The sequence below is a fragment of the Terrimonas pollutisoli genome (assembly GCF_029360765.1).
Taxonomy (GTDB): Bacteria; Bacteroidota; Bacteroidia; order Chitinophagales; family Chitinophagaceae; genus Terrimonas_B; species Terrimonas_B pollutisoli.
This window is the reverse complement of record NZ_JARKNA010000003.1, coordinates 311646-328872: the sequence shown is the minus strand read 5'-3', so window position 1 is coordinate 328872 and position 17227 is coordinate 311646. Positions and strand designations below refer to the sequence as shown.

Genomic DNA, 17227 nt, shown 5'->3' with positions numbered 1-17227 from the left:
TTGAAATGAAAAAAATCACTTCTTTACCCTGGCATATTCTCCTGTTGCCGGTATTTTATACATTACACGTATACAATGAATATTTCGGAATCTATAATATAAGCCTGGCTTTTCGTTTCACTTGTTATTACCTGGCCCTTGCAGCAGGAGTTTTTCTTTTTTCTTTTTTGTTACTAAAAAACAAAATAAAAGGGGCTGTATGGACCTCCTTATTTCTGCTGGCGTTCTTTTTCTTTGGCGCCACCCATGATTTTTTGAAAACAATTGGTCTTCCTAAATTTTTTGTTTCTTATACCTTCCTGCTTCCACTTGGAATAATATTTTTCATTTTCCTGGGTATCAGGCTTAAAAAAAGCAGCCCACCTGCAAAATCAAACCGCTTCTTTGGGTATCTTTTTATCATGTTATTCCTGCTTGAAACAGCGATAACATTGTTTTATATCTTTTCAAATGAAATAAAGAAAAAAGATCCTGCTGGAAACAATCCACCGTTAAACCTTAGTTTAAGCACCAGCAATGAGAATCAAAAGCCCGACATCTTTTTCATGGTATTTGATGAATACACCAGTTCAACGGCCTTGAAAAAATATTATCATTTTGATAATAGCGGAATTGATTCAGCATTAGTAAATGCAGGTTTTTTTATATCAACAAATTCACAAAGCAACTATAACGCCACCTCCTTATCGATAGGATCTACTTTTAACCTGCAGTACTTTAATAAAAATATCGAAAAGACACCCAACAATCCATTTAGTTTATTGCGAGGGGCTTATTCATTTAAAAACAGTTTATTGCCTGACCTGTTAGAAAAGAATGGGTATGACATCATAAATCATGGCCTTTGTGATATAAAGGGTCATCCCGTATCTGTGGAGCCACTTTTTACTGAGTTTGCAAAAAGGGTAATGTACTATGAGACATTATGGGGTAGAATTAAAAAAGATATTTACTGGAATTTGACTGTAAGGTTACCAGGGTATAATAAGTTAAAACCAGCTGATATGAACTTTGTAAATAGAAATCGGTACAATTACACCAACTTCCTTACAGAACTCGGTAAAGAAGGTGACCGGCCGAAATTTGTTTATGGACATGTAGCTATCCCACACCGGCCAGCTTGTGTTGACAGGCATGGCAACCTACGAATGGTATCCGACGATGATTTTACTGACGCTAATCATGACAAGCTTTATGTAGAACAGGTAATTTATGCAAATACATGGATTGATTCACTTGCAAAAGCGGCTACTACTACCAAACGTTCACGACCACTGGTGCTGATAATTGAAGGTGATCATGGAAACCGTTATGCCGCATGGGGACGACCTATACGGGAAAAACAATTCATGAACCTGAATGCTTATTATTTTTCTGATAAAGACTACACTATGTTATATGACAGTATCAGCCCCGTGAATAGCTTTAGGGTAGTTTTAAATAAATATTTTCAAACAAGCTTACCATTATTAAAGGATTCCACAATTAGGCTGGCTGATTAAACTTATCTCTTTACCATCCAATCCGCTCGCCCAACCTTCCTAATCCAAAATATTTGTTCAACGGCATATTCAATCCAAACTGGTTGTAAGCTGTATTATTTTGGTAATGTGACCGGGCATATCTCACCTGGAGTTTATTTAATAACAATGAGACCCCCACAGAAAAACCGGTAAGACCGTTACCTCCACTACCAATGTTTAATTCTTTTCTCCGCAAATAATTGTAGCCGGCTTGCAACTCAACTTTATCACCCAGGTAAATAGTGGTAGCAAAGACAAAATGCTGGAACAACTTATCCACGGTAAATTTTTTTGTGCTGTCACTTGCCAAATCATTGTCAGCGTTATAAACGGCATCATTATATCTTATATCAAACCGGTGCAGATGATGTGCAGTCACGGAAAATTCAAACGGAGAATTTTCCAATCTCCTGGAAATGCCAACCTGCAGATCAAACGGAAGATCATCAGGATCTGTTCCATCATATTTTCTTAATTGAGTGCCCATGTTCCTGGCCAATAGGCTGGCGGAGAAAAGTCTTGAACTGTCATGATACAACACGCCAACATCGGCGGCAATACCACTCGACCGATATTGCCCGTAGTTTGAATATATAAACTTGAATGTCGCTCCGTAATGCCATTTGGTCAAATAGCTTCGCGAAGCAGATAGCTGTATTACCCAATCCGTAGGTCTGAAACGCCCCATGAAGTTTCCCGCTGCATCAGTTTGCTGAATATTTCCATAGTCCAGGTAATTGAGAGCCCATAAGAAATTTGTTTTGCTTTTTTCATGCCGGTAAGCTAATGCCAGGCTATAAGAATTAATACCATCATACAATGAATTAAAAACCGCATTCATTTGTGTATGCATTTGCGGACTAAGCAAAGAAGGATTATTGGCGGCTAAACCCACATCATTGGATATATGCGATGTATTGACGCCTCCTAATGCAGTTAACTGCGGTGTATTGGGCAGCCGAAGAAAATTGAAAACAGAATTTCCGCCCAGTGTCTGTGCCTGCAATTGTGCAGCTATTCCTAAAAGCAGTATGAATGCAAAGAATCGCAAAGTCTTACGAAGATAGGCGTCGGCAGCGATCCATCGATATGATTACTGGCAAGAAAAAGCCCAACTTTTGGTTGGGCCTATCAAATGTCTTTTCCTGAAAATTTATATCAACGCCATATCCAGCACTTCCTTCATTGTCTTCACATAGTGGAATTTGATCCCTTTTATGAATGTTGAATCAATTTCCTGTACATCCTTTTCATTTTGCCAGCAAAGAATAATCTCTTTTAAGCCCGCCCGCTTGGCAGCAAGCACTTTTTCTTTAATCCCGCCTACCGGCAATACCTGGCCACGTAAGGTGATCTCACCCGTCATTGCTAAAAAAGGCTTTACTCTTTTCCCTGTCAATGCCGAAGCAATGGCTGTCATCATGGTGATACCGGCACTCGGACCATCTTTCGGCACCGCACCTTCCGGTATATGAATATGGATATTTCTTTTCTCAAATAATTTCTGATCGATGTTATACTTTTTAGTATTGGACTGCAAATAGGTCAAAGCTGTACTGGCACTCTCTTTCATCACATTGCCCAGGTTGCCGGTAAGCTTCAGTTCGCCTTTACCATCACTGATACTCGTTTCGATAAAAAGAATTTCACCACCAACATAGGTCCAGGCAAGCCCAACAGCTACGCCTGGCATATTCGCTGTTTTATAGATCTCGTTACTGTATTTAGGTTTACCAATTATTTTTTCAATGTCTTCCGAGGTCAGCGTTGATTTCAAACTTCCATTCATGGCAAGTTCCTTTGCCTGGTACCGCATAATTGAAGCCAGTTGCCTGTCCAACTCACGAACCCCGCTTTCTCTTGTATGATCCTGTATGAATTTCTCTAAAACCTTATCGCTTATCTTGAAGTTGGTGCTCTTAAGTCCATGTGCTTCCTTTTGTTTAGGCAACAAATGTCGTTTGGCAATTTCCAGTTTTTCCTCTACTGCATAACCACTAAGATCAATGATCTCTAAACGATCACGCAATGCCGGTTGAATATTTTGGATATTATTAGCTGTGGCAATAAACAATACCTTACTCAGGTCATACTCCATTTCGAGGTAGTTATCATAAAAAGTATTGTTTTGCTCAGGATCCAATACTTCTAACAGCGCACTGCTGGGATCGCCACGATGGTCACTGCCTACTTTATCAATCTCATCCAATATAATAACGGGGTTGGATGATTTCACTTTCCGGAGTGATTGCAAAATACGACCCGGCATGGCGCCGATATATGTTTTCCGATGCCCTCTTATTTCACTTTCATCATGCAAACCTCCCAGACTTAGCCGGACATACTTTCTGCCGATAGCATTGGCAATACTTTTACCCAATGAGGTTTTACCGATTCCGGGAGGACCAATAAAACAAAGGATCGGGCTTTTCATATCCCCTTTTAATTTCAACACGGCGAGGTATTCCAATATCCGTTCTTTAATTTTTTGCATCCCATAATGATCATCATCCAGCGTTTTCTTCGCCTTCTTCAGATCATAATGATCTTCCGTATAGGTTTCCCATGGCAGATCCAGCATCAGGTCAAGATGGTTGTACACCACCGAATAATCAGGTGTGCTCGGGTGCATTCTTTCCAACTTCTCAGCGCCTTTCTTGAACATCTCCTTTGCAGCAACAGGCCATTTCATGGTTTCTGCTTTTTTCTGCATTTCTTTTACTTCCTGCGCATTGGTATCACCACCCAGTTCATCCTTGATACTTTTTAGTTGTTGTTGTAAAAAGTATTCCCGTTGTTGCTTATCCAACTCTGTTCTTGTCTTGGTGGTCACTTTATTCTTCAGCTCGGCGAACTGCAATTCTTTTTGCAGCATCTGCATCAGCAGGTCTGCTCTTTCACGAATATTGTCAATCACCAGAAGTCGTTGCTTTTCCTTGATATCCGTGTTCAGGTTGCTGGATACAAAATGGATCAGGAACGAAGGGTTTTCTATATTCTTTAAAATAATAGAAGCTTCAGCGGGCAAATTGGGCGAAAGCTGGATGATCTCGGTAGCCAGGTCCTTGATATTAGCAACATAGGCATCAAAGTCTGCGTCTTTTGGCAGTTCATCCTCCTCGAGGCGGAGAATCTTCGCTTTAAAATAAGGCTCCTCATTTACAATGGATTCGATGGAAAAGCGGCTTTTCCCCTGAATAATGATCGTAGTGCCTCCGTCCGGCATTTTTATTTGCTTCACGATTTTGGCCACTGTACCTACATTCTCTAAATCTTTAACAGCAGGATCCTCCACCGTACTGTCTTTTTGTGCCACCACACCTATCAATTTGTCAGCCTTGTAGGCATCATTTACAGCCTTAATGCTCTTGTCTCTGCCCACGGTGATGGGTAAAACTACGCCGGGAAATAAAACGGTATTACGAAGGGGCAGCAAAGCAATCTCAGCAGGGACCTCAATACCATTCGCATCATCCTGGTCACTTTCGTTAAGGGGAATGATTGGCATGAAATCCATCTCATCTTCTGGTCGCAGCAAAAATTTATTAAAACTCATACTTTTATCCAACTTTAGACAATATGTCATTCCGCAACTGGCGGAATTAAAAACACATCGGGAATGACTAGTTGTCAAGTTTCGTGCCGCCAGGGGAAACCTGACAAAGCTGTAAAAAAAAGCCCTCCCGCCAAAGCGAAAGGGCATTTTTATTTGTACATTTTTTTTTATAAAGCCAGACCTAATGACAACTGGAATCCCTGGCTTTTCCATTGGTCTTTATTATCAAGGTCGCTGATATTATTCAGACCTACCGCATACCTGCCGGTAATCCGGATAGCACTCAATTTCAGCTGTACGCCGCCCAACATCGAGAAATCACCATTTTTGAATGCATCTCCACCGTTTTGTAAAAGAGTTTTATCCTGCTTCATTAAAACACTAAACTGGGGACCTGCCTGCAAGGAAAGAAAATTGCCCAATAATTTATAATTTAACAAAATAGGAATAGAGAGATAGTTCAACTTAACATCCCGTTGTCCCTGCGTGAAGATATTTTCATAAACATGATTGTAATTACTGTCAAGCGTAGTGGAGTACTGATTGAACAACACTTCCGGTTGTAATCCAAATTTCTCCCCAAGACCTATCTCCGCAAAACCTCCGAGGTGATAACCATAGGTAAACTTGTCCTTAAATGAATGCCCGTCTATTTTAGTAATGTTAGCACCACCCTTCATACCAATATGAAACTGCGCCATAAGTGTGGATGATACAAATAATGCTGCGAGCAACGGAAGAAAAAATTTTGCTTTCATGTGTTTAATTTTTAATGTTTTTTTGCCGCATGGTATATTCATAAAAATTATCATCGCTATTGCTATAAATTAGCTCGATAATTTTTACGAATATTTCATGTGTTTTAATTTTAGTGTTTGACTTTTTTATTCATCAAAGGATGGCGCAACAATGTAAACTGGGTTTATATTAAATTATTGCAACACCAATGTGAATGTTATCTAAAAACGGATCGTATTCCCGATAGACCTGTTTGCAGGAAAAGAAGTTTATAGAATGGTAGTTAAAATTTTTGAAATAAAATTCAATGCATAGATACTACCTGGCATAACCCTTCCTTCAACATCTCTTCAAGATTGACAACTGGCAGGAGTTACACCCCTATCCGTTTTGAAAAAAATCGTTTGAAATTTTGCTAAAGTCCTTTAACACTTAAAAAATAAATCCTGCTCCCAGGGAAAACAGCGTAGAGAATTTTTCAGCGGGGAAGTAATAATCAAGAATCACCTGGGGTTGTATAAAAAACTTACCAATATTATACTCCGGGCGCAGGTATAGTGATAACGACAAAGGTTGAAACTCGAGTTTATTATCGATAGTAACATCGCCGCTATTGTATAAAAGATAGGAGGCTAGTCTTGTATTAACGGCGTAAGCAGAAGTAGTGCGGTTGAATCCAAATTTTTGTGTGCCGGCTGAAAAAACAAATTGAGGAGTAAATTTTACATAATCCTTTTCACTCAACACATGCATCCAGTAAAAACTATGTCTTACAGTTGCCGATAATGAAAAATCAGCAATTTCCTCAGTAGTTTGCTGGTCAATAAGAACGGATCCCCTTTTTTTAAGTCTTAAAAGCCTGATATATCTTATTCTTTCTTCATATCCTGTCTTGCTCCCCCAGCCGTAGCTGGCGGTAATGCCGGGCTGCAGCCACGACTGTCTCCACAAAAAATAAGCATTGACTTCATTTTGCAATGGAGAGGTATAAAAAGGCAATGAATCTTTGGTGAAATAATGAACATAGGAAACACCGGCGATCCAGTTGTGATTTTGAATAAGATCAAAAGAAGGAGCTACTGAAAACTGGTAAAGATCCAACTGCTGCTGGTCATTAATAATATTACCGGATAATGTTATACCCGGCCCCGATTTGTGATAGTAACCGATCGTAGGCGTATAAACACTTCTTCTTTTTGATTCAATTTTTGTATTTGTCTTTGGATAATTGAAATAACCACTGCCGGCTGAAGCACTGATCAAAAAATAGCTTCTCGGTGCCAGCAACGAATCTAAAAATACATCCAGCTCACTCATCAGGTCATCATAGTCCATGGTAGTATCCATCGATAACAGATCGTCTGTCACAGCAGGAATTGTGTCTTTAGGCGTAACCTGGGAAAAGGATGCGAATGACAGCAAAACAACTCCAATGGCGATGAAATATTTTTTAAGCATGAGCAGTATTCAAAAGTTTTAGAATGTGTTTTGCAATCGCAGGTTAAGACTTCTAACGGATATAATAGTTTAAAAATTATAATCATCATGCCAACTCCAGCACGGTGATCTCGGGCAGAATACCTACCCTGCCGGGATAGCCGATAAATCCATAACCCCTGTTCACATACAATTTTTGGGCAGCCTGTTCATATAGCCCCGCCCACTGCTGGTACACATATTGAACAGGGCTCCAGCGAAACCATGGCAGTTCAACACCAAATTGCATCCCATGAGTATGCCCCGAAAGCATCAGGTCAATGTCACTGTATTTCGTTCTCACTTCTGCATCCCAATGCGACGGATCATGGCTCATCAATATTTTAAAAGGATAAGTATCAGCACCTGCATAGGCCTTTGCCATATTACCATATTTTGGGAACCTGGCTTTAGCACTCCAGTTCTCGATTCCCAGCAACGCAATTTTATCATTTCCTCTTTCCAATACCACGTGCTCATTCATTAATAAACGCCAGCCCATGTCAGCATGGATTTGCTTCAGCCTGTCGAGGTTCGCTTTTTTTTCTTCGTGAGTCTTCCATTCAACATAGTCACCATAATCATGATTGCCCAAAGTTGAATAAACACCCATTGGCGCATTCAATTTCCCAAAAACCCCGACATAATCTTTCATCTCGTCGGCGGTATTATTTACGAGATCACCGGTAAAAAGGATGAGATCGGGCTTCTCATTCAATATTTTTTCCACACCCTTTAACACCGCATGTTTGTCCATCAGGCTGCCGGAATGGATATCAGATATATGAATAATTTTTAATCCCTTAAACGCTTCCGGAAGATTGCCGAAAGCCAGCGGCACTCTCTTTACCTGGTAATGATATTTGTTTCCAAAACCATTCATGAGTGTAGCAAATAGACCGCCACCGGCAATCATGCCTGTCCAGCTTAAAAAAACTGACCGGGATATTTTTTCAGATTCTAAAGCGCCAGATCCTTTATTGCCCTGAAAAACCTTGCCCCCGGTCCATTGAAGCAGCCGCCGGATATCATCGATTAAAAAGAATAAAGCCGCTATTAACTTAGCAATGAACAGCCCCAGGATAATAGCAAATATCGTGGTACGAAGAAACCGGGCCTGGTGAGCAAAATGCAGGTAAGGAAGAATTAGTAATACCACTATCGCCGATACTGAGATTACCCAATAGCCTGAATAAATAAAAGTTCTGATCCGACCGCTTGCCGGCGAGGCAATGACTTTAATTGCCTGGAAAACATAAAAGTCCAGCAATACCATCAACATGATTAAGATCCACCAGACCGGAGAGTTTCGCATGAATAAGAATTTGAGTGCAAAGATAACCGGGAAATATCCCTATTGTTTTGCCGAACACTTATTTTTGCCCGATTGGCTGCCGGGAATGGGCAAAACTTAATTTTGCGGTTTTGGCAATCAGCGACAATTTTACTATAAACTGCCTGGCTTATAATTTTTAATTAAAAAAACTGCAGGAAAAACCCCGATGGCAAGAATAATTGGTGTAGCAAATCAAAAAGGAGGTGTTGGCAAAACCACAACCGCTATTAACCTGGCGGCAAGTTTTGCAGTGTTGGAATTCAAAACCCTGCTGGTGGATGGTGATCCGCAGGCCAATAGCACTACCGGCGTAGGCTTTGACCTTCATAATATTACCCAAAGTTTGTATGACTGTATGGTCAACCAGGCTGCGGCCAGGGATGTAATCCTGAAAAGCGATATTCCCAACCTGGATCTTCTTCCTTCCCATATTGACCTGGTAGGTGCTGAAATAGAAATGATAAACTATCCCAACCGGGAAATGGTGATGAAAAACCTGTTGGATGCCGTAAAAAATGAATATGATTTTATCATCATCGATTGCTCACCTTCGCTCGGCCTGATAACAGTTAATGCCCTGACGGCTTCAGACTCAGTGGTAGTGCCGGTACAATGCGAGTTTTTTGCGTTGGAGGGTTTGGGAAAACTGTTGAATACGATCAAAATTGTCCAAAGCCGTTTGAATACAGCGTTGGTAATTGAAGGAATATTGATGACGATGTATGATGGCAGATTACGTCTTTGCAACCAGGTGGTGAGTGAGGTCAGGCGCCATTTTGAAGATATGGTATTTAATACCATTGTACATCGGAATGCCCGGTTGGCGGAAGCACCCAGCGTAGGGAAGCCTGTGATATTATATGATGCCAATAGCAAAGGCTCGATGAACTACCTGAATCTTGCCAAGGAGATATTGCAGAAAAACGATATGACAAAAATTAAAAACGAAGAAAGAATACTTGAACTCTAAGGGAAGGTAACGGGTGCCGGGAGTCTGTCAGGACGCAAACCTTCAACCTCAAGCCTTCAACCTTAAACCTCTTATGATGACGAACCCCAAACAAAATAAAGAAGCTCTGGGTAAAGGAATCCGTTCATTGCTGCAAGGTATTGATAGCGATCTAAAAACCGGAACCGGTGCTTTGAAGCCTGCTGTAGTAGAAAATGTTACCGGTATCAACCGCATCCCTGTTGACCAGGTAGAAGCTAATCCCAAACAACCCCGCCGTGACTTTGATGAGCAGGCTTTGAAAGAATTAGCTGAGTCGATCAAACTACACGACATCATTCAACCGATAACGGTTACCAAACTGCCATCAGGTAAGTACAGGCTTGTGGCGGGTGAACGTCGCTGGCGGGCATCAAAAATGGCCGGATTAAAAGACATCCCGGCTTATCTGCGCCAAAGCAATGACCAGGAGCTGTTGGAGTTGGCATTGTTGGAAAATCTGCAGCGGGAAGATCTGAATGCCATGGAAATTGCACTTAGCTATAAGCGGATGATGGAAGAATTGGACTATACCCAGGAACAGGTTGCAGAAAGAATGGGCAAAGACAGAAGTACAGTTGCCAATTTTATCCGCCTGTTAAAACTTCCACCCGATATTCAATTGGCAGTTCGCAGCGGCCAATTAAGCATGGGACATGCAAGAGCCTTGATCAATGTGGATACGGTTGACAAACAACTTTACATTTATAAAGAAATAAAAGACAAAGGTCTTTCTGTACGACAAACAGAAGAGTTGGTTCGCAATCTATACAAACAAAGTGGTGCTGTTAAAAAAACTTCAAAAAGCTCCCTGGCTCCTGCCTACCAAAAAATTGAAGATAACTTAGCATCCTATTTCAGCACAAGGGTTAAACTAAAACACAGCCGTAATGGCAATGGACAGATCATTATCGACTACTACTCGCAGGAAGAACTGAATAAGATCCTGGAACAAATGGATGTGCGGGTTAGCTAACCGGATGCGGAGATATAGCGTGCTGTCATCATTATCATAAATGGAATGAGAAATAAAAAAGTTTTGGGTTGCCTTTTTCTTTTGCTGATTTGTCTTACAACAATTCCTTTCCCTCTATTTGCCCAGGAAAAAGAAGTTCTAAAGTCAGCTGACTCATTGAAAACAATTACCGCAGTTGTTGATACAACTTCACCGGAAGGGAAAAAAGTAAAAAAGATAAATGTTTACAATCCTAAAAAAGCAGCGTTGCGGTCAGCCATCCTTCCCGGTTGGGGACAGGTATACAATAAGAAATATTGGAAGCTGCCTATTGTCTACGGTGCGCTGGGAATTACAGGCTATATTTTTTTTGATAACATAAATACTTATCGTGAGTACCGGGAAGCTTATAAGATAAGATACAAAGCAGCATTACCTGTACCCGACTCTATAGGATATAATGAGTTAAAAGAAATTTATAAAATAATAGAGCCTAATTCTATCCGGGCAGCCCGTGATGAATTCAGGCGTTATATTGACTACTCTGTTCTATTCTTTATTCTTTTTTGGGGGTTAAATGTCGTAGATGCGGCAGTAGACTCCCATTTAAAAAGTTTTGATGTAAGCCCCGATCTGAGTTTTCGTTTTAAACCAGGCCATAGTGAAATGGCCGGTACTACCGGGTTAAGTTTTGTATTGAGCATCGGAAAGAAAAAACCAACTACTTTCCTGCCTTCACGATTTTAGATCTAACCCTGTAAGAATATGATTTTCCACTAAGGTTTAATCAAGAAATAAATATTTTTATACAGTGCTCGTTGGGGGCTTTTCCTATCCTGATAAAAGGGTAATGGCATACAATTTGAAACCCTTGCTAAAAAAACCCTCATGAAAAAACTTTTTTTTCTTACCACCTTTCTTACCGCAATTATTAGTTTAGTTTTTTTCTCTGCCTGTACAAAAAATGATACGAAAACAGATGGCAAAGCAAAGCTTGCAGTTTATCTAACCGATGACCCCGGTGATTACGACGAGGTCAACGTAGACATACAGGATGTACAAATTAATCTTACTACCGATAGCGAAGGCGGCTGGCAAAGCTTGCCTGGTGTTGCCAAAGGTGTTTACAATTTATTAGACCTTGTTGATAACAAGGATACACTATTGGTGAATGCAGATATTCCTGCCGGTAAAATTCAACAGATCAGGTTGGTATTGGGAAATGACAATACAATTGTAGTGGATGGTGTGGAATCATCGCTTGAAACGCCCAGTGCACAACAATCAGGTTTGAAACTTAATATACACCAGGATGTAGAAGCGGGCTTGGTATATAAAATGATACTGGACTTTGATGCATCCAGGTCAATAGTTCATACTGGCAGCAATAAATACATACTGAAACCTGTCATCCGCACCTCACTTGAATCGGTTGGCGGCGGCTTGCGCGGCGTAGTTGTTCCCTATGATTCGCTGACAAATATATTGGCGATCCAGGGTACCGACACCATTGCAGGAACTTATACAGGAGCAACCGGCGGTTATTGGATCGGTGGCCTGGCGGCGGGATCTTATTCCTTACATTTTCTTCCTTCAGCCAGTTTTGCTGATACAGTCAGGAACGACATCATGGTTACTAATGGATCTGTTACAGTAGTTGATACGATGTTTTTGAAATAATTTCTTATCATTCATCATTGTGAAACCATGCACGGAAACGTGCATGGTTTTCTTTTTTACACCCGTTTTTACTATAGGTCATGCGAAGTCCCCGGCCTCGCATGACCTATGTCAAAAGTCAACAGACTTTGCTCATAAAAACCACCGTCTTCTACACAAACTATCATTAACTTCACAGCCTCAAAAATTAAAACCAGGCTTCACAATGAATATTGCTTTGATCGGGTACGGGAAAATGGGAAAAGCTATTGAAGAAATTGCTATCGGAAGGGGTCATTCTATCGTTTTAAAGATCAACGATGAAAACCTGCAGGATTTCACCAAAGAAAAGGTTTCGAAAGCGGATGTAGCTATTGAATTTACCAGTCCGCATAGCGCCTACGATAATGTAAAAAAGTTATTGGAATACGGAACTCCTGTGGTGTGTGGTTCTACTGGTTGGACGGAAAGGATCGGCGAGATTAACGATTATTGCAATAAGCAAAATGGAAGTTTTTTATACGCCAGCAATTTTAGCGTTGGGGTCAACATCTTTTTTGAACTGAATAAAAAATTAGCTGCACTGATGTCACCTCATGCAGAATATGAGGTCAGCATGGAGGAAATACATCATACACAAAAAAAAGATGCGCCGAGTGGTACTGCTATTACATTGGCGGAACAAATATTGAAGGAAGTGCCACGAAAAACAAAATGGGTAAATAACCCGGCGACGGCCGCGTCTGACCTTTCTATTATCAGTAAACGAGAAGATCCTGCTCCCGGCACACATAGTATAAAATATTCGTCATCGATTGATGATATTGAAATCATTCATACTGCTCATAACCGGCAGGGCTTTGCCCTGGGAGCCGTGCTGGCCGCTGAATTTATCAAAGACAAAAAAGGTATTTTTAGTATGCAGCAGGTATTGGGTTTGTAGAAAGCCTTGCCGACTTTGGTATTGACCAACGCCATGTTATTGACCGTTTGCCAACATTTCCTGTCTACATGAAATATCGACTCGCTATTCTATTGTTGATGTGGGTATCTTTGCGGGCAAATTCTCAACATCATCAAATTGATTCGCTTTCCACCATTGCGCAAAACACAGCGGGCACAGGACAAGTAGAAGCTTATGTGTCATTAGTCACTCTTACCCGTAATTCTGATCCTGACACTGCTATCTTTTTTGCAAAAAAAGCATATGCAATAGCAGAAGAATCTGAAAATGCTTATTCCAAAATGATTGCCTACAATGCCATGGGCAGCATATTGCATGTGCGTGGCAGCTACGACCTTTCTTTAAAATATTACAGGCAGGCATATGAACTAGCCGAAGCCGCAAAAAACGATTCATTAAAAGCAAGTGCCCTTACCGGTATAGGAGCATCCCTGTGGCAGACAGGCAAACATGCCGAATCATTAGAACACCACTTCCGGTCACTTCGCATCAGGGAGAAGATAAATGACACCAAAGGCATCATCGTTGCCAAAAACAGTATCGGCATGGTGTACCAAAGCCAGGAGAAATTACCACTGGCGGAAAAATATGTAAGCGAAGCCCTGGCTTTGCTTAAAACCTATAGTGACCCGGGTCTGCAGATCAATACCATGCATACGTTGGCAAATATTTATGGCATGCAGGGAAAAATCAAAGAAGCATTCGCTATTGACCAGCAAGGATTGGAATTAGCCGAGAAGACACACAGCGAATTAGCAAAATCATTATTTTATGATAATATGGGTAACTGTTACCTGTATGGTGATCCGCCCAACTATGTTAAAGCAATCGGGTTTTTTACTAAAACATTAAAAATCGACTCAGCTTTCGACAATAAAAAGCAAATGAGCGACAGCTATGTAAACCTGGGTGATGTTTTTTTCCAGCAAAAAAAATACGCCGAGGCGATTCCTTACCTCCAACGCTGCATTGTGCTAGCCGACGAATCGGGTTATGCACAAGGAAAATTAAAGGCGTTGCAAATGCTGTCAACAGCCTACCAGCAATCCGGGAAAGCCAACGAAGCTTATATAGCTTTAAAAAACGCCATGCGGGTAAAAGACAGCCTGGTAAATACGGGCAGTGAAAACCGGATAGCCGAAATGCAAACTTTGTATGAAACAGAAAAGAAGCAACAACAGATCAATTTGCAACACGAACAACTGAGTAAAAAGAATTTTATCCTGGGGGCACTATTATATTGTTTTTACTACTGGGATTACTGGCTTTGTCGGGCTGGTTACGCTACCGGTTAAAACAAAAAGCAAAGCTGCAAAATGAAATCATCCGTCACCAGGAGTTGTCAACAAAAGCAGTGATAAAAGCTGAAGAAGATGAGCGGCAACGGATAGCCCGTGATTTGCACGACGGTGTTGGACAAATGATGAGTGCTACCAAAATGAACTTATCAGCGCTGGAATCGGATATTAAATTTGAGACCAAAGAACAACAGGTATCCTTTGAAAAAATTATCAATTTGGTAGATGACAGTTGCAAAGAAATACGCAGCGTCTCACACAACATGATGCCCAATGCCCTGTTGAAAAAAAATCTTTCATCCGCCATCAGGGATTTTGTAGATAAGATGGATAAAAAATCATTGGAGGTACATTTATATACAGAGGGATTGGATGAAAAGCTTGATTCAAATGTTGAAACCGTATTATATCGTGTAATACAGGAGTGTGTGAATAATGTAATCAAACATGCTGAAGCAACCACACTGGATATATCTGTAATAAAAGAAAGCAACAGCATCAGCGCTACCATTGAAGACAATGGAAAAGGATTTGACATAAATGACCGGCAAAAAATAGAAGGCATTGGTTTAAAAAATATTTTAACCCGGGTAAATTATCTCAAGGGCACGGTTGACTTCGATTCTGCTCCCGGCAGGGGGACACTGGTGGCCCTGCATATACCGTTATTAGGTTGATATTTTTTAAAATATTTATTTTTTATAATGCGGCATATTTCTTGATTCTGTTTGTTTGATGCGAGGCAATTTTATAGCACTAAATTTTTCAGTTTAGTTTTGCAAGCCATTTTATAGTATTTTAGAAACGCATGAAGAATGGCAAAATCATACTAGCTCTTGTGGACGACCACCAGATCGTAATCGACGGTTTGATTTCTTTATTGAAAGGAGATGACAAGTTCAGTTTTGCCTTTGCAACCACCGATGCTGGAGAAGTATTAAAAAGGCTGGAAGAGCAACCCGTAGATATTTTACTCACTGATATCATGATGCCCGGTATGCCGGGTAACTTGTTGGCCAAACAAGTAAAAGAAAAATTTCCCGCCACACAGATTCTTGCCCTTTCAATGAACGGAAGTGCTGACCTGGTTAATGAAATGATCAATGAGGCAAATATTTCAGGCTACGTGCTGAAAAATATCGGTAAGCAGGAACTGGTAGAAGCACTTGAAAAAATTGCCAACGGTGGTATTTATTTCAGTGAAGAAGTACTTGCCGGCCTGCAAACAAAATCGGCAACAAAAAAAGAAAACCCGACAGTTCATCTTACTGATAGGGAAATGGAAATTATTCGCCTCATAGAAAAAGAATACAATAACAGGCAGATCGCTGAAGCCCTTTTTATTAGCGAACGAACAGTAGAAACACACCGGAAAAATATATTTCGAAAAACAAATACCGGCAGTGTAATCGGCCTCGTGAAGTATGCTTATGAGCATAAGCTAATCTGATCGTCTTTTGTGTTACATCGCCTCACATCCTTCTTCCATGCGCTTTATCCTTTCGCCAATTCGTTTATAAAAAACCTGGCAGGCGTACATTATTTCTACCTAGCTTTTGGTTTAAAACCCAATTGCATGAACAGGAAAATTGTTTTACTGGCCTTTGGCCTTTTTATCACTATTCTCGGATTAGCCCAAATACCATTGATCGTAGCTCCCAGTGGCGGCAATAAGAAAGCTTCGGTGAGTGAACGCATCGGCCTCACGGATGTAACGATTCACTATGACCGGCCCGGTGTAAAGGGAAGAGATGGAAAAGTGTGGGGGCAACTCGTACACATAGGATTTATCGATCAGCAATTTGGCAGCAGTAAATCGGCCCCATGGAGAGCCGGTGCCAATGAAAACACAACGGTTGAGTTTTCTACTCCTGTCAAGATTGAAGGAAAAGATTTACCCGCAGGCACATATGGATTCTTTGTAGCTTACTCGCCGGAAGAATGTACGTTGATATTTTCCAAAAACTCTACATCATGGGGTAGTTATTTTTACAATGATGCGGAAGATGTATTGCGGGTAAAAGTAAAACCGGCAGCATTAGATAAAAGTGTAGAGTGGCTGAAATATGAATTCATGAATCAAACAGAAAACACCGCAACCATCGCCTTGCTTTGGGAAAAACTGATGATCCCGTTCACTGTTGAAGTGGATTATGTGAACGCACAGCTCGAATCATTCCGGAAAGAGCTGAGAACGGAGAAAGGATTTATCTGGGAAAGCTGGAACCAGGCGGCTGCATGGTGCCTGCAGCGAAATGTCAATCTCGAACAGGCACTCCTCTGGGCCGATTCGGCTACCAGCACTAATTTTGGCGGTGATAAATCTTTCGCGGCATGGAGCACCAAAGCTCAGCTGTTAGATAAACTCAACCGTTCTGCGGAATCCGCCGAGATCATGAAAAAATCAATGGTCTTTGCAGGCATGAATGAAATACATCAATATGGTCGCCAACTGCTGCAACAGAAAAAGACCAAAGAAGCTTTGGAAATATTTAAAACCAATTTTCAAAAAAATCCGAACCAGTTTACAACGCTGATGGGATTGACAAGGGGTTATTCCGCAAATGGCGATTATAAATCGGCATTAAAATATGCCAACCTAGCCCTGGCGCTGGCGCCTGATACCAACAATAAAAACAATGTATCAACGATGATCGATAAGTTGAAAGCAGGGAAAGATGCTAATTAAGAACGAAGCAGAAGTACGGGGTCAGAGGTCAGATGTCTAACTTCT

15 protein-coding genes are annotated in these 17227 nt (G+C 40.9%); 10 read left to right on the top strand and 5 right to left on the bottom strand.

Features of this window, described 5'->3' with window-relative positions; translation table 11 throughout:
• Nucleotides 1-5: 5 nt before the first annotated feature.
• The gene (locus P2W73_RS08030) at nucleotides 6-1502 is read left to right on the top strand and encodes a sulfatase-like hydrolase/transferase (RefSeq protein ID WP_276501494.1); all 1497 of its coding nucleotides are present in this window, start codon (nucleotides 6-8) and stop codon (nucleotides 1500-1502) included.
• Nucleotides 1503-1512: 10 nt separating this feature from the next.
• Here the strand turns inward: P2W73_RS08030 and porQ are convergent, their stop codons facing one another.
• The 5 genes from porQ to P2W73_RS08005 form a co-directional block, all read right to left on the bottom strand.
• Complete coding sequence (porQ, locus tag P2W73_RS08025) at nucleotides 1513-2574, bottom strand: type IX secretion system protein PorQ (RefSeq protein WP_276501493.1); 1062 nt, start codon at nucleotides 2572-2574, stop codon at nucleotides 1513-1515.
• A 102-nt stretch (nucleotides 2575-2676) separates the two neighbouring features.
• Nucleotides 2677-5079, bottom strand: a complete 2403-nt coding sequence (lon, locus tag P2W73_RS08020) for an endopeptidase La (RefSeq protein ID WP_276501492.1) — start codon at nucleotides 5077-5079, stop codon at nucleotides 2677-2679.
• A 167-nt stretch (nucleotides 5080-5246) separates the two neighbouring features.
• Nucleotides 5247-5837 carry a porin family protein gene (locus tag P2W73_RS08015; RefSeq protein ID WP_276501491.1) on the bottom strand — a complete coding sequence of 197 codons (591 nt, stop codon included), beginning with the start codon at nucleotides 5835-5837 and terminating at the stop codon, nucleotides 5247-5249.
• A 412-nt stretch (nucleotides 5838-6249) separates the two neighbouring features.
• A complete protein-coding gene (locus P2W73_RS08010) occupies nucleotides 6250-7275 on the bottom strand; it encodes a hypothetical protein (protein ID WP_276501490.1) in 1026 nt (341 codons plus the stop codon).
• Between the two features lie 85 nt (nucleotides 7276-7360).
• The gene (locus P2W73_RS08005; protein WP_276501489.1) at nucleotides 7361-8608 is read right to left on the bottom strand and encodes a metallophosphoesterase; all 1248 of its coding nucleotides are present in this window, start codon (nucleotides 8606-8608) and stop codon (nucleotides 7361-7363) included.
• 187 nt (nucleotides 8609-8795) lie between these two features.
• Here P2W73_RS08005 and P2W73_RS08000 point away from each other — a divergent pair, with 187 nt between their 5' ends.
• The 9 genes from P2W73_RS08000 (at nucleotide 8796) to P2W73_RS07960 (ending at nucleotide 17182) form a co-directional block, all read left to right on the top strand.
• Nucleotides 8796-9599, top strand: a complete 804-nt coding sequence (locus tag P2W73_RS08000) for a ParA family protein (protein WP_276501488.1) — start codon at nucleotides 8796-8798, stop codon at nucleotides 9597-9599.
• Between the two features lie 76 nt (nucleotides 9600-9675).
• Entirely contained in the window at nucleotides 9676-10593 is a 918-nt protein-coding gene (locus P2W73_RS07995; protein WP_276501487.1) for a ParB/RepB/Spo0J family partition protein, read from the top strand.
• A gap of 45 nt (nucleotides 10594-10638) precedes the next feature.
• Nucleotides 10639-11319, top strand: a complete 681-nt coding sequence (locus tag P2W73_RS07990) for a DUF5683 domain-containing protein (RefSeq protein WP_276501486.1) — start codon at nucleotides 10639-10641, stop codon at nucleotides 11317-11319.
• Nucleotides 11320-11460: 141 nt separating this feature from the next.
• The gene (locus P2W73_RS07985) at nucleotides 11461-12252 is read left to right on the top strand and encodes a DUF4382 domain-containing protein (protein WP_276501484.1); all 792 of its coding nucleotides are present in this window, start codon (nucleotides 11461-11463) and stop codon (nucleotides 12250-12252) included.
• A 205-nt stretch (nucleotides 12253-12457) separates the two neighbouring features.
• Nucleotides 12458-13174 carry a 4-hydroxy-tetrahydrodipicolinate reductase gene (dapB, locus tag P2W73_RS07980; protein WP_276501483.1) on the top strand — a complete coding sequence of 239 codons (717 nt, stop codon included), beginning with the start codon at nucleotides 12458-12460 and terminating at the stop codon, nucleotides 13172-13174.
• A gap of 68 nt (nucleotides 13175-13242) precedes the next feature.
• The gene (locus P2W73_RS07975; protein WP_276501482.1) at nucleotides 13243-14490 is read left to right on the top strand and encodes a tetratricopeptide repeat protein; all 1248 of its coding nucleotides are present in this window, start codon (nucleotides 13243-13245) and stop codon (nucleotides 14488-14490) included.
• Entirely contained in the window at nucleotides 14463-15170 is a 708-nt protein-coding gene (locus P2W73_RS07970; RefSeq protein WP_276501481.1) for a sensor histidine kinase, read from the top strand. The genes P2W73_RS07975 and P2W73_RS07970 overlap by 28 nt, the downstream gene beginning before the upstream one ends.
• 131 nt (nucleotides 15171-15301) lie before the next feature.
• Nucleotides 15302-15943, top strand: a complete 642-nt coding sequence (locus tag P2W73_RS07965; RefSeq protein WP_276501480.1) for a response regulator — start codon at nucleotides 15302-15304, stop codon at nucleotides 15941-15943.
• A gap of 126 nt (nucleotides 15944-16069) precedes the next feature.
• Complete coding sequence (locus P2W73_RS07960; protein ID WP_276501479.1) at nucleotides 16070-17182, top strand: DUF2911 domain-containing protein; 1113 nt, start codon at nucleotides 16070-16072, stop codon at nucleotides 17180-17182.
• Nucleotides 17183-17227: the final 45 nt, after the last annotated feature.

Excerpts from the sequence above, each read along its gene's own strand:
- P2W73_RS08000 (WP_276501488.1), top strand. The coding sequence starts at position 8,796 with ATGGCAAGAATAATTGGTGTAGCAAATCAAAAAGGAGGTGTTGGCAAA.
- dapB (WP_276501483.1), top strand. The coding sequence starts at position 12,458 with ATGAATATTGCTTTGATCGGGTACGGGAAAATGGGAAAAGCTATTGAA.
- P2W73_RS07990 (WP_276501486.1), top strand. The coding sequence starts at position 10,639 with ATGAGAAATAAAAAAGTTTTGGGTTGCCTTTTTCTTTTGCTGATTTGT.
- P2W73_RS07965 (WP_276501480.1), top strand. The coding sequence starts at position 15,302 with ATGAAGAATGGCAAAATCATACTAGCTCTTGTGGACGACCACCAGATC.
- P2W73_RS08030 (WP_276501494.1), top strand. The coding sequence starts at position 6 with ATGAAAAAAATCACTTCTTTACCCTGGCATATTCTCCTGTTGCCGGTA.
- P2W73_RS07995 (WP_276501487.1), top strand. The coding sequence starts at position 9,676 with ATGACGAACCCCAAACAAAATAAAGAAGCTCTGGGTAAAGGAATCCGT.
- P2W73_RS07960 (WP_276501479.1), top strand. The coding sequence starts at position 16,070 with ATGAACAGGAAAATTGTTTTACTGGCCTTTGGCCTTTTTATCACTATT.
- lon (WP_276501492.1), bottom strand. The coding sequence starts at position 5,079 with ATGAGTTTTAATAAATTTTTGCTGCGACCAGAAGATGAGATGGATTTC.
- P2W73_RS07975 (WP_276501482.1), top strand. The coding sequence starts at position 13,243 with ATGAAATATCGACTCGCTATTCTATTGTTGATGTGGGTATCTTTGCGG.
- P2W73_RS08010 (WP_276501490.1), bottom strand. The coding sequence starts at position 7,275 with ATGCTTAAAAAATATTTCATCGCCATTGGAGTTGTTTTGCTGTCATTC.
- P2W73_RS08015 (WP_276501491.1), bottom strand. The coding sequence starts at position 5,837 with ATGAAAGCAAAATTTTTTCTTCCGTTGCTCGCAGCATTATTTGTATCA.
- P2W73_RS08005 (WP_276501489.1), bottom strand. The coding sequence starts at position 8,608 with ATGCGAAACTCTCCGGTCTGGTGGATCTTAATCATGTTGATGGTATTG.
- P2W73_RS07985 (WP_276501484.1), top strand. The coding sequence starts at position 11,461 with ATGAAAAAACTTTTTTTTCTTACCACCTTTCTTACCGCAATTATTAGT.